This window comes from Arthrobacter sp. P4_H3, assembly GCF_056400885.1.
Genome location: NZ_JBFUKK010000003.1, coordinates 16427 through 28901, shown reverse-complemented (window position 1 = coordinate 28901; position 12475 = coordinate 16427). Strand labels below are relative to the sequence as shown.

The window sequence follows — 12475 nt, the reverse complement described above, 5'->3', positions numbered from 1 at the left end:
CGATGCTGCGTTAAAGTTCCGAGAGGGGCGAGAGCGACAGTTCCAGCACGAAGGCCGCTGCCGCCGTGACCACCGGCGTGAAGAGCCAGAAGGCCAGGATCCTTAACACCAGCCTGCGGTTGGTCACCGGGAAGCCCTGGTTGCTGCCGGCGCCCAGCACGGCCGCCGTGACCGTGTGCGTGGTGGACACGGGCCAGTGCAGCCCGATCGCGCCCAGGAGCAGGATCACAGAGCTGTACAGCTGCGCCACGAAGCCGCGGAGCGGATCGATCCGGGTGAGCTTGTAGCCGATGGTGTAGGAAATCCGCCAGCCCCCGGCCAGGGTTCCGGCGGTCATCATCGTGGCGGTCAGCAGCGCCACCCACGCCGGCATGGCGGCGCCGTCGGACAGCCCCGAGGCGAGAAGGGCCAGGAGCAGCACCGCGCTGGTCCGCTGGCCGTCCTGTAGGCCGTGGCCGAAGGCCACCGCACCGGCGGCGATGGCCTGGGTCCGGCGCGAGCGGCTGTTCACCACGTTGGGCGGCGTGTACCGTGCAGCCCAGGTAGCAGGCCACACCAGCAGGTACGCGCCCACGAACGCGATCACGGGGGACAGCAGCAGCGGCAGCGCCACCTGGAACAGCAGGGAGTTATTGACGCCGCCGACGTAGTTTCCGCCAACCAGCACACTGGCCAGCCCGGCGCCGGCCAGGCCGCCCACCAGGGCGTGCGTGGACGAGGACGGAATACCGCGCCACCACGTGTAGATGCCCCACAGGACGGCGCTGAGCAGGCCTGCGACCAGGATGGTCAGGCCGTTTTCGCCATCCGGCAGCGAGATCCAGCTTCTGCTGACCTGCAGCGCCAGGGCCGCACTGAGCGACGCGCCCACGAAGTTGAAAAGGGCCGCCAGCAGGACAGCCACGGTGGGTGTGAGCGCCCGGGTCCGCACGGCCAGGGCCACGGACGTTGACGCGTCCCTGAAGCCGTTCAGGAAGGCGAACGCGGCGGCAAACAGCACCACCACCACGAAGAAGAACAGGGTCACGTCAGGATTCCTTGACGATGATGCTGCCTACCTGGGTGGCAATGCGCCGCATGTCCTTGGTGACCTCCACCAACTGGTTGGCAATGTCCCGGTTCCGGGCATACTGAGCGCCCTTCATGTCCTTGAGCATGTCCGCCACCCACACCCGGTGCGTGCGTTCGGCGCGTTTGGCTAGCCGCAGGATCTCGATCCAGTAGTCCTCAAGATCGTCCAGGTTGTTCAGCCGGCGCATGGCGTCCACTGTGAGTTCCGCCTGCCGGGCGATGATCTCCAACTGGTCCGCGGCACGCTTGGGGAATCGTTCGAGCTTGTACAGGGCCACCAGCTCCGCAGCGGCGTCGAGCTTCTCCATGGCCTCATTGAGGTACCTGGACAGGGCATACAAGTCCTCGCGGGGGAGGGGATTAACGAAGCTGGTGCGCATGTGGGTCAGCAGCGCGAAGTGCAGCTCAGCGGACTTGGCCTCGTGGTCGTGCATGTCTTCAACGAGGCGGTTGTGCTCCGTGGCCGGGACGCCGAGGATTTCAGCCAACGTTCCGGTGGCGACGACAATCTGGCGTGCCATCTGCGAGAGCAGGTGCAGCCCTGCAGGCTCCTGCGGGAAAAGTCGGAGCTTCACCTGCGAATTCCGGTTTGGGAAGGTAAAGGCATGGAATGTGGCCTTTGGGCCATGTGACTTGACGTTGACCCGCACATGGGCACTACTTTACCGGCAGATGCATCCGGGCATAAAAGTGGTGCCGAACCGGATACGCCTCTCGGCGGTAGGCCGCTCTAGGCGGCTAGATGTTGAAGCCCGGGGGTTTCGCGGTTCGGCACCGGTTTCAGTTTTCTACTTTGGCTGAACCAAGTCAACATTGACAGCCGGGCCCCTCCGTGCGTAACAGTGGCGGACTTGCGAAGCTGCCACTGCCGCGGAGCCTTGTCAGTCGAGTTCGCCCAGCCGCCATGCGTTAGCCGCGTGCTCCAGGTCTTCGGCAGTCTTCACCAGGAGGTGGGAATTGCGCGTCAGTTTGCTCGCGTGGTTCTCGTTGCTGTGGTCGGCACCGTCAGCCAAAGTGGCCTGGCCCAGGGCCACCACCCGGCAAAAAGCAGCCGAACGTTCCAGCGCGACGTCGAACTCGCCGTCGAACGCACCGGAGAGGATGGCATCCGCCATCGTCTTCATTTCGTCCGCCCCCGGCGGTTCGGCAGCGCCGGCAACCACATTGGATACCTGCGCCGTGTCCTTGCCAGCCTTGAAGTAGACCGAGATGCGCTCGGGGTCCTGGATAGTGGCCGCACGCAGCGCGTACAGGCGCCAGAGGGCGCCGGGCAGGGAGCGTGCGGGGCTTTCGGCCCACATTTCCGCGATGGCTTCCAGGCCCTGTTCGTCCGCGAGCTTGACGAGTCGCTTGGTGACCTTGGGATCGTCGCTGTCGCGGCCGTGGCGGACCAGCGCCTGGGCGGCCAGGTGCGCTGCCTCGGACACCCGTGCAGGGTCTGCGCCGCCCGCGAACGGCTCAAAGTCGATGGGCGCAAAAGGTTTCGGCTTGTGATGCCGGTTTGCGCCGCCGTAGGCCTTGGATCCTGCTTGCTCGCTCATGCCCCCACGCTACTCCTGTGCTGTTCTGTTATCGAGCTTGCCGGCGGCCGGCTTAAGGAGTAATGAAGGCAGCTGCTGCACCACCATGAACGCACGACGGCGCCACGCTCCGTTTTTGTAAAAGCTGGCCCCCGGCGTGGGGTACAGTATTTAACGTCCAGAAATGGACTGGGCTGACAGTCCGATTGCGTGCGCTTGCCGCCCGTATTCACGGCCGTCAGCTGGGGCCTTTAGCTCAGTTGGTAGAGCATCGGACTTTTAATCCGTGGGTCGTGGGTTCGATCCCCACAGGGCCCACTCTTTTAGCGAAGAGTGGAAAACCTCCGGCTTCCTGGTAACAGGAGGCCGGAGGTTTTTTGTTGCCCCGAACTGGTTTCCGTGCCACTTTCCCTGCGTTTTTCGCGGCTGGGCTATTTGCCGGTGAGCGTCCACGAGCGCTTGGACAGGCCGAACCAGAAGCCGTCGATGGCCGTCCTCGCATTCAGGTCACCGGATTCGTACGCCGCACCCAATGCCACGTAAAGCGGCGCCCAGTGCTCGCTGCGCGGATGCGCCTCACGCGCCGCCGGCGCCTTGTGCAGGAAGTCGAGGATGGAATCGACATCGCCGGCCTCCATTGTTTCCTGGGCCCAGTGGTCAAATTCGCTCGAAGCGGAGGGCGGGGCAGTGTCCGGTCCGCCGGCAGGGTTGAACCAGCGCAGGTTGTGCGTGGTGAAGCCGGAACCCACAATCAGCGTGCCGCGGTCCCGCAGCGGCGCCAGCGTTTTGCCCAGGTTGAACAGGCCCTGCGGATCCAGGGTGGGCATGGACATCTGGAGCACCGGAATGTCGGCCCCCGGGTACATCTCCACGAGCGGAACGTAGGCGCCGTGGTCCAAGCCGCGCTCCTCGTCGCGTTCCACGTGGTGGCCGTGGGTGGAAACGAGCTTTTCCACTTCGGCGGCGAGTTCCACCGCCTGGGGCGCGTTGTACGTGACGTCGTAGTACTTCTGGGGGAAGCCCCAGAAGTCGTAGACCAGGCCGGGGTTGCGCGAGGTGGCACTGAGGGTCACCGGCGCGTTCTCCCAGTGCGCGGACACCATCAGGATGTCCTTGGGCTTGCCGTATGTGCCGGACCAGGCGCTGAGCTCGCCGGTCCAGCGGGCGTCGTCAGCCAGGGGAGGGGCGCCGTGGCTCAGGAAGAGTACCGGCGGGCGGTCAAGTGTCTGCGTCATAACTCCATTCTAGGACTTATTACTTGAATCTTCAACCAATAATTTCGCGCCTGCTAAACGAGGCCGCCGTTGGCGTAGATGGTCTGGCCGTTGATCCAGCGGCCCGGCCCCGCGAGGAATGCGATGAGGCCGGCGATATCGTCCGGCGTCCCCAGCCGTTCCAGGGGGTTCATCTGGGCGAGCCGGCTGATGGTTTCCTCGTCCTTGCCGTCGAGGAACAGGGCTGTGGCCGTCGGTCCCGGGGCCACCGCATTTACGGTGACGTCGCGGCCGCGCAGTTCCTTGGCCAGGATCAGGCTGATGGCGTCCACCGCGGCCTTGGACGCTGCGTACGGCGCATAGCCGGGCAGTGCCAGCTTGGTGACCGACGTGGAGAGATTGATGATGGCGCCGCCGTCACGGACGCGCCTCGAGGCCTGCTGGCTGACCACAAACGTGCCGCGGACGTTGGTGCGGTGCATGCGGTCAAGGGTAGCCAGGTCGAAGTCGGCCACCGGCCCCAGCGACATGACGCCGGCGCAATTGACCACAACGTCGGTCCCGCCGAACTCGCGCTCGGCGGCGTCGAACAGTGCCTTGACTGCGGACTCATCCGCCACGTCTGCCTGCACGGCGACGGCGGCACCGCCGCCTGCGGTGATGTCGGCCACCGCCTTGGACGCTTCGCCGTGGTTGCCGGCGTAGCCGATGACCACGCTGAAGCCTTCGAGGGCGAGGCGTTCGGCAGCTTGCCGGCCAATGCCCCGCGAGCCTCCGGTTACGACGGCGACCCTTGCGGGCGGGTTTTCGATCTGGCGTGTCATGTGGATCCTCCTATGGTCATTTCACTGATAACAAAAACACGAGAACGGCGATATGGTCAAGCTGTTAGCGGGAATTTGTTATCGTTGATACATGACAGAGAGCCCCAGCACACGGGACCGCATCATCCGGGCTGCCGCCGCCATCCTCGACGCGCGGGGGCGGGAGGCCTTGTCGAGCAGGTCGGTTAGCGCCGCCGCCGGGGTCCAGCCGCCCGCTATTTACCGGATTTTTGGCGACATGCAGGGGTTGCTGGGGGCTGTGGCCAGCTTCGGATTCAGCGAATATCTCGCGGCGAAGACCGCCGCAGCGCCGGAGCCCGACCCCGTCGATGGCCTGCGGCGTGGTTGGGATCTGCATATCGGTTTTGGACTGCGCCATCCCGCTGTGTACGCACTGATGTACGGGCAACCGGGCCCGGGGCCCGCCCCGCAGGCCGCGGCTGATGCCCTCGCCATCCTGCAGGGCCTGGTGGAACGCGTCGCACGGGCCGGCAGGCTCACGGTGGATGTGGACACTGCGGTGGGAATGATCCACGCTGCCGGCTGCGGCATCACTCTCAGCCTGATCGCGCTGCCGGCGGACCGCCGCGACCTGGCACTTGCCCCAAAAGCCCGGGAAGCCATCCTGGCCGCCATTACGGCCGACGCCGTGCCGGGGTCTGCTGCGGGCGACGTGTCCGGTTCGGTCGCAGCACGGCATGCCGTCGCGCTGAAGGCCACCTTGGGGGAGAGCGGCGCCGGGGCGGACGGGCTGCTGACGGCAGGGGAGTCGATTCTCCTCGGGGAATGGCTGGACAGGCTCGCCAAAGCCTGAGGCTGCCGTGTTCCGGTCGGAAATGCGCTCCGATGTGATGCCGGACACTCACTTGCGTATACTGGGACGGTTTTGCAGCCAATCTTGGGGCTTCCCGCACGCGAGGGGTGGTGGCCGGCAAACACCAACCGCCCACCAGGATCCCCAGCAGTTAGGTACCGCACCCATGTCAGGTCGCCGAGCAGCAGGCCCGCAGCGCCACGGCCGATACCCCCGCAAGTCACCGTTCTTCTGGCCCCGGATAGTGATGATCGTCAGCGTGACGGTGGCCATCGCCGTCGCCGCCGCTGCCGTCATCTGGATTACCGGCAGCCAGTCGCCTCTGGCGGCCGCGCGCTGTGGCGTCCCCGCTGAGGTCCGCGTCGGCGCCGACGCCACCATTGCCCCGGCCCTGCAAAGCGCGGCCGCGAAGGTGCCCACTGACGCCTGTGTGAAGTACACCATCGAAACGCAGACGCAGCCTGAGCTCGCTGCCGCGGTGACCGCGGGAAAGGATGCCCCGGACTTGTGGGTGGCCGATTCGTCGGTCCGGGTGCAGCGCGTTGTGGCTGCCGCAGCGCCTGAGATCACCGTGCCGTCCCTCGCCTCGACGCCCGGCGTAATCGTCGGCCGCCAGGGGGAAGTCCCCGGATTCGCCACCTGGCTCAGCGCGCTCCAGGCTCCCGGCGTCAGGTTCAGCGATCCGCTGGTGACCGGCAGTGGGGAAGTGGCGCTGCTGGGGGCCCTCTCCGAAGTGGAAGCCGGCCGCGCGGAAGCCAAAACGCTGCAGGCCGCCACCGCTCAGCTCGCCCAGAGCGAAAGCCAGCGCACGGGAGAGAAGCTGACCGATGCCAAGCAGCTCGAGGCCGTGGCTTCCGGCGGGGGATTCGCCATCGTCACCGAGCAGGCCTGGCTGGCCTTCGCGCAGACGGTTCCCGGGGCCGGGCTCTCAGCGTCGATGCCGCACACCGGGTCCGTGTCGCTGGACTATCCGGTGGCCCTCACCGCCGCCGGCCAAGTCCGCGGCGGTGCCGCGGCTGACGCCGCCCGGGCGCTGGCTTCCGCCATGGCATCCGAGGACGGAAAGAGGGCGCTCGCCGACAGCGGCCTTCGGTCCCCGGACGGCAGCCGCACCCCGGACCAGAAGGGCGTGGGCAGCGTTGCCGCCCTCAAGCCCGCTTCCGCGGAAACCGTGCAGCGGACGCTGAAAGGCTGGTCCCTCCAGGCCATTCCCTTCAGGTCGCTGGTGGTCATGGACGTTTCGGGTTCCATGAACATTCAGGCGGGTGGACAGACCCGCATGCAGCTCACGCAACAGGCGGCAATCGCGGGGAGCAAACTGTTTCCCAACACCGCTGCACTGGGAATGTGGGCGTTTTCCATCGGCCTCGGCGGCGGAAGCCAGGACTACGTGGAGCTCGACCCCATCAGGAAAATGGACCAGGTGGTGGGCGGCGTGACCCAGCGGGACCGGCTGGTGGCGGACATCTCCGGCCTGGACAAGCGGACCGGCGGCGCCACCGGGCTCTATGACTCGACCCTGGCCGCCTACCGCACGGTCAAGGCGAACTACGATGCCCGTGCTGTCAACAGCGTGATCCTGTTCACCGACGGCGCCAACGAAGACCCGGATTCCCTGAGCCTCGAGGAGCTGCTGGAGGCTCTGCAGCGGGAAAAGGACCCGGCAAAGCCCGTGGTGATTGTCAGCATCGGCATTACCGAGGACGCGGACGCAGAGACCCTGCGGAAGATTTCCGAGGCCACCGGTGGCACAAGCTATGTGGCGAGGAATCCGCAGGACATTCCGAGCGTGTTCGTGGATGCACTGCAGGCTCGAGCACAATAGCTTCATGGCCTACAGCAGCGAGCGGCGCCTTCCGCGACTTGAAGACGTGGCGGAACGCGCCGGCGTCTCCCACCAGACAGTGTCCCGCGTAATCAATAACCACCCCAACGTCAGTAAGGCGACCAGGGAACGCGTCGAGGCTGCCGTCGCCGAGCTGGGATACCGGCGGAACACCGCCGCACGCAGCCTGGTGACCCGGCGTTCGCACACCATTGGGGTCCTGGCCAGCGAGCTGTCCCAATACGGGCCAGCCAACACGCTGCTCGGCGTGGAGCAGGCAGCACGCGACGCCGGCTACTTCGTGAGCATCGCCGCCCTCCGGGAGGTCAGCGCGGATTCGATCACCGACGCTGCCCGGCATTTCATGGACCAGGGCGTGGACGGGATCGTGGCCCTGGTGCCGCATGCGGGAACCCTGCAGGCCCTGGAAGTTCTCAACCTCGACGTGCCGGTGGTGGTGGTCGGCTCCAGCGGAGAGGGCAGGTTCAGCGGCGCCATGGTGGACCAGAAACTGGGAGCCAGGCTTGCCGTTACCCACCTGATTGAGCAGGGCCACAAGCGGATCGGCCACATCTCCGGACCCCAGGACTGGATCGACGCCGCTGAGCGGGCCGAAGGCTGGCGCGAGGCGCTCGCCGACGCAGGACTGGACGACGACCTCCTCGTCGAAGGCGACTGGAGTGCCGGCAGCGGCTACGGGATCGGCCAGCAGCTTGCCGTCGAACGCGCTGCCACGGCGGTGTTCGTAGGCAACGACCAGATGGCCCTGGGCGTCCTGAGGGCCTTCGGCGAAGCGGGAGTGCGGGTGCCACAGGATATCTCGGTGGTGGGCTTCGACGACCAGCCGGAGGCCGGATACTTCATGCCGCCCCTCACCACGGTCCGCCAGGATTTCGAAGAGCTCGGGCGCCGCTGCATGGACATGATGCTGGCGCTGCTCGAAGACGGCGCCGTAGCCGGAACCACGGTGGTTGACCCCCGCATCGTAGTGCGCGCGAGCACCGCCCCGCCCGCCTGAGCACGCCCTCCTCCGGCCCCCCTGGCCGGGCGTCTTCCTGCTGTTGGCACCACCTGCAGTCCTGGCCATGTCTTGACAGGTTGTTTGTTAGCGCTAACAATTAGGACAACCGCAGAGCAGCGGAGACTATTGGAGGAATTGATGGACGTCACAGCAGACGGTTCAGACAGCTTTGTGATCGGCGTCGACTACGGCACGCTGTCCGGGCGGGCCGTGGTGGTCCGCGTCCGGGACGGCAAGGAACTGGGCAGCGGCGTGTTTGAGTACCCCCACGCCGTGGTCACCGACGCGCTTCCGGCCGGTCTGGTGGACGCAGCGGATGAAGCGGCCGCCCGCCTGCCCGGCGAGTGGGCCCTGCAGGTGCCCAACGACTACCGCGAGGTGCTCCGCCGGGCAGTGCCCGCGGCCATCGCCGACGCCGGGATCGACCCCGCTGCCGTGGTGGGCATTGCCACGGACTTCACGGCCTGCACCATGGTCCCCGTCAAGGGCGACGGCACACCGCTGAATGAACTTCCCGGCTTCGCCAACCGCCCGCACGCCTACGTGAAGCTGTGGCGCCACCATGCCGCCCAGCCGCAGGCGGACCGCATCAACGCCCTGGCTGCGGAACTCGGCGAAAACTGGCTGCCGCGCTACGGCGGGCTGATCTCCTCCGAATGGGAGTTCGCCAAGGGCCTGCAGCTCCTGGAGGAGGACCCGGAAGCCTACGCCGCCATGGACCACTGGGTGGAGGCGGCCGACTGGATCGTCTGGCAGCTCTGCGGCAACTACGTCCGCAACGCCTGCACCGCCGGGTACAAGGGCATCTACCAGGACGGCCGCTACCCGTCCGAGGAATTCCTGTCCGCCCTGAACCCGGACTTCAAGGATTTTGTCGGCGCCAAGCTGGCCCACACCATCGGCCGGCTCGGCGATGCAGCCGGCTACCTGACGGCCGAAGCCGCTGCCTGGACCGGACTGCCGGAAGGCATCGCCGTCGCGGTGGGCAACGTGGACGCCCACGTCACGGCGCCCGCTGCGAAGGCCGTTGAGCCCGGGCAGCTGGTGGCCATCATGGGAACTTCCACCTGCCACGTGATGAACGGTGCCGAACTGCGTGAAGTGCCGGGCATGTGCGGCGTGGTGGACGGCGGGATCGTCGACGGACTGTGGGGCTACGAAGCCGGGCAAAGCGGCGTGGGGGACATCTTCGGCTGGTTCACCAACAACGGCGTCCCGCCCGAGTACCACCAGGCGGCGGAAGCGGCAGGCCTGGGCATTCATGAGTACCTCACGGAACTTGCCTCCCGCCAGGCCATCGGCGAACACGGGCTCATTGCCCTGGACTGGCACTCCGGCAACCGTTCGGTGCTGGTGGACCACGAACTCTCCGGCGTCGTGGTGGGCCAGACCCTGGCGACCAAGCCCGAAGACACCTACCGGGCCTTGCTCGAAGCAACGGCCTTCGGCACACGCACCATCGTGGACGCCTTCCGCGACTCGGGAGTGCCGGTCCGGGAATTCATCGTGGCCGGCGGCCTGCTGAAGAACAAGCTGCTCATGCAGATCTACGCCGACGTCACCGGCCTGCCGCTCTCCACCATCGGCTCCACCCAGGGGCCCGCGCTGGGGTCTGCCATCCACGCCGCTGTGGCCGCAGGTCATTACCCGGATATCCGGGCCGCCGCCGCTGCCATGGGATCGGAGCCCGGCAGCATCTATATTCCCATTCCGGAAAATGTTGCCGCCTACGAAAAACTCTTCCAGGAGTACCGCACGCTGCACGACTATTTCGGCCGCGGCACCAACAATGTGATGCACCGCCTCAAGGCGATCCAGCGCGCGGCCAGGACGTCATTTGCCGCCCCCGCCGGGGCCGCCGCCGCCGGCGCCCCGCAGCAGAACGCCGCATCCGCCGCAGAGGAAGCGTCCGCATGAGCAACCTGCTGGAAACCATCGCGCAGGTCCGTCGCGAGGTCTGCGACCTGCACGCCGAACTCACCCGCTACGAACTGGTGGTGTGGACGGCCGGCAACGTCTCCGCGCGTGTTCCCGGCCATGACCTGATGGTCATCAAGCCCTCTGGTGTCTCCTACGCGGACCTCACGCCCGAGAGCATGGTGGTCACCGACCTCTACGGCACCCCCGCGGAGGGCGAGTGGGGCAACCCTCCATTCTCGCCGTCGTCGGACACTGCGGCACATGCATACGTCTACCGGCATATGCCGGAAGTGGGCGGCGTCGTGCACACACACTCCACCTACGCCACGGCGTGGGCTGCCCGCGGCGAGGCGATCCCGTGCGTGCTGACCATGATGAGCGACGAGTTCGGCGGGAGCATCCCGGTGGGCCCGTTCGCACTCATCGGTGACGACTCGATCGGCCAGGGAATCGTCGAAACCCTCCGGAATTCCACCTCACCGGCGGTCCTGATGCAGAACCACGGACCGTTCACCATCGGCAAGGACGCCCGCTCCGCCGTGAAGGCTGCCGTGATGTGCGAGGAAGTGGCACGCACCGTCCATATTTCCCGCCAGCTGGGCGAACCGCTGCCCATCGACCAGGGCAGCATCGATTCCCTCTACGCCCGCTACCAGAACGTCTACGGCCAGTAGCGCCGCAGCCCACCCGCCTTTTCAGGAGAACCCCATGAGCAGCGCCAACAACACGTCCGCCAACAGAACTTCGCTCAGCCAGTACGAGGTCTGGTTCCTCACAGGCAGCCAGCACCTGTACGGCGAGGACGTCCTCAAGCAGGTCGCAGCGCAGTCGCAGGAGATTGCCGCCGCGCTGAACGCGTCCTCCGATGTCCCGGTCAAGGTGGTCTGGAAGCCCGTCCTCACCGACGCGGAGGCCATCCGCCGGACCGCGCTGGAAGCCAACTCCGACGATTCGGTGATCGGCGTGACGGCCTGGATGCACACGTTCAGCCCGGCCAAGATGTGGATCCAAGGCCTGGACCTGCTGCGCAAGCCGCTCCTGCACCTGCACACCCAGGCCAACGTTGAGCTGCCCTGGGCGGACATCGACTTCGACTTCATGAACCTGAACCAGGCAGCCCACGGCGACCGTGAGTTCGGCTACATCCAGTCCCGCCTGGGCATTCCCCGCAAGACCGTGGTGGGCCACGTGTCCAACCCGGAGGTCACCCGCCAGGTGGGCGTGTGGCAGCGCGCCTCGGCCGGCTGGGCCGCCGTCCGCACGCTCAAGCTGACCCGCTTCGGTGACAACATGCGCAACGTGGCCGTCACTGAAGGCGACAAGACCGAAGCCGAGCTGCGCTTCGGCGTCTCGGTCAACACCTGGTCAGTCAACGAGCTCGCCGACGCCGTACACGGCGCCGGGGAGTCCGACGTCGACGCCCTGGTGGCGGAGTACGAGCGCCTTTACGAGGTGGTGCCGGAGCTGAAGGCCGGGGGAGCGCGGCACGAATCGCTGCGCTACAGCGCGCGGATCGAACTGGGACTGCGCAGCTTCCTCGAAGCCAACGGCTCCGCCGCGTTCACCACCTCGTTCGAGGACCTGGGCGAACTGCGCCAGCTGCCCGGCATGGCAGTCCAGCGGCTGATGGCCGACGGCTACGGCTTCGGCGCCGAGGGTGACTGGAAGACCGCCATCCTGGTCCGTGCGGCCAAGGTGATGGGTTCCGGCCTCCCCGGCGGTGCCTCCCTGATGGAGGACTACACGTACCACCTCACGCCCGGCCAGGAGAAGATCCTGGGGGCGCACATGCTCGAGGTCTGCCCGTCGCTGACCGCTTCGAAGCCGCGCGTCGAGATCCACCCGCTGGGCATCGGCGGCAAGGAAGACCCCGTCCGCATGGTGTTCGACACCGACGCCGGCCCGGGTGTCGTGGTGGCCCTGTCCGACATGCGGGACCGCTTCCGCCTCGTGGCCAACGCCGTCGACGTCGTGGACCTGGACGAACCGCTGCCCAACCTGCCGGTGGCCCGCGCGCTGTGGTCACCCAAGCCCGACTTCGCCACGTCCGCCGCCGCATGGCTGACGGCCGGGGCCGCGCACCACACGGTGCTTTCCACCGCCGTCGGCATGGACGTCTTCGAGGACTTCGCCGAGATTGCGAAGACCGAACTGCTGACCATCGACGAAGGCACCACCATCAAACAGTTCAAGAAGGAACTGAACTGGAACGCCGCCTACTACAAGCTGGCCGGCGGGCTGTAGCAGCCCACTCAGGCGGCCCTCG

Annotated in this window: 11 protein-coding genes and 1 tRNA gene; 7 read left to right on the top strand and 5 right to left on the bottom strand. The window is 66.8% G+C overall.

Features of this window, described 5'->3' with window-relative positions; translation table 11 throughout:
* Window positions 1–10 precede the first annotated feature (10 nt).
* From AC1DRE_RS05290 to AC1DRE_RS05280, 3 genes are all read right to left on the bottom strand, one after another.
* Complete coding sequence (locus tag AC1DRE_RS05290) at window positions 11–1027, bottom strand: inorganic phosphate transporter (protein ID WP_476983646.1); 1017 nt, start codon at window positions 1025–1027, stop codon at window positions 11–13.
* Window position 1028: 1 nt separating this feature from the next.
* A complete protein-coding gene (locus AC1DRE_RS05285) occupies window positions 1029–1646 on the bottom strand; it encodes a DUF47 domain-containing protein (protein WP_476983645.1) in 618 nt (205 codons plus the stop codon).
* A 306-nt stretch (window positions 1647–1952) separates the two neighbouring features.
* Entirely contained in the window at window positions 1953–2612 is a 660-nt protein-coding gene (locus AC1DRE_RS05280) for a hypothetical protein (protein ID WP_104176160.1), read from the bottom strand.
* 224 nt (window positions 2613–2836) lie between these two features.
* Here AC1DRE_RS05280 and AC1DRE_RS05275 point away from each other — a divergent pair.
* Window positions 2837–2909: transfer RNA gene (locus tag AC1DRE_RS05275), tRNA-Lys, on the top strand.
* A 113-nt stretch (window positions 2910–3022) separates the two neighbouring features.
* Here the strand turns inward: AC1DRE_RS05275 and AC1DRE_RS05270 are convergent.
* Together AC1DRE_RS05270 and AC1DRE_RS05265 are read right to left on the bottom strand one after the other, a co-directional pair.
* A complete protein-coding gene (locus AC1DRE_RS05270; RefSeq protein WP_476983644.1) occupies window positions 3023–3826 on the bottom strand; it encodes a dioxygenase family protein in 804 nt (267 codons plus the stop codon).
* 53 nt (window positions 3827–3879) lie between these two features.
* On the bottom strand, window positions 3880–4629 hold the full coding sequence (locus tag AC1DRE_RS05265) for an SDR family oxidoreductase (RefSeq protein WP_476983643.1): 750 nt from the start codon (window positions 4627–4629) through the stop codon (window positions 3880–3882).
* 91 nt (window positions 4630–4720) lie between these two features.
* Between AC1DRE_RS05265 and AC1DRE_RS05260 the strand changes: the two genes are divergently transcribed.
* The 6 genes from AC1DRE_RS05260 (at window position 4721) to araA (ending at window position 12453) form a co-directional block, all read left to right on the top strand.
* Window positions 4721–5443: a TetR/AcrR family transcriptional regulator gene (locus AC1DRE_RS05260; RefSeq protein WP_476983642.1), complete on the top strand. Its 723-nt coding sequence runs from the start codon at window positions 4721–4723 to the stop codon at window positions 5441–5443.
* 166 nt (window positions 5444–5609) lie between these two features.
* Window positions 5610–7268 (top strand): substrate-binding domain-containing protein, encoded by a 1659-nt coding sequence (locus AC1DRE_RS05255; RefSeq protein ID WP_476983641.1) that lies wholly within the window; start codon window positions 5610–5612, stop codon window positions 7266–7268.
* Window positions 7269–7272: 4 nt separating this feature from the next.
* Window positions 7273–8286 carry a LacI family DNA-binding transcriptional regulator gene (locus AC1DRE_RS05250; RefSeq protein WP_476983640.1) on the top strand — a complete coding sequence of 338 codons (1014 nt, stop codon included), beginning with the start codon at window positions 7273–7275 and terminating at the stop codon, window positions 8284–8286.
* 141 nt (window positions 8287–8427) lie between these two features.
* A complete protein-coding gene (gene araB, locus AC1DRE_RS05245; RefSeq protein WP_476983639.1) occupies window positions 8428–10206 on the top strand; it encodes a ribulokinase in 1779 nt (592 codons plus the stop codon).
* On the top strand, window positions 10203–10883 hold the full coding sequence (locus tag AC1DRE_RS05240) for an L-ribulose-5-phosphate 4-epimerase (protein WP_476983638.1): 681 nt from the start codon (window positions 10203–10205) through the stop codon (window positions 10881–10883). The genes araB and AC1DRE_RS05240 overlap by 4 nt, the downstream gene beginning before the upstream one ends.
* A gap of 34 nt (window positions 10884–10917) precedes the next feature.
* On the top strand, window positions 10918–12453 hold the full coding sequence (araA, locus tag AC1DRE_RS05235; protein ID WP_476983637.1) for an L-arabinose isomerase: 1536 nt from the start codon (window positions 10918–10920) through the stop codon (window positions 12451–12453).
* The last annotated feature ends 22 nt before the right edge of the window (window positions 12454–12475 follow it).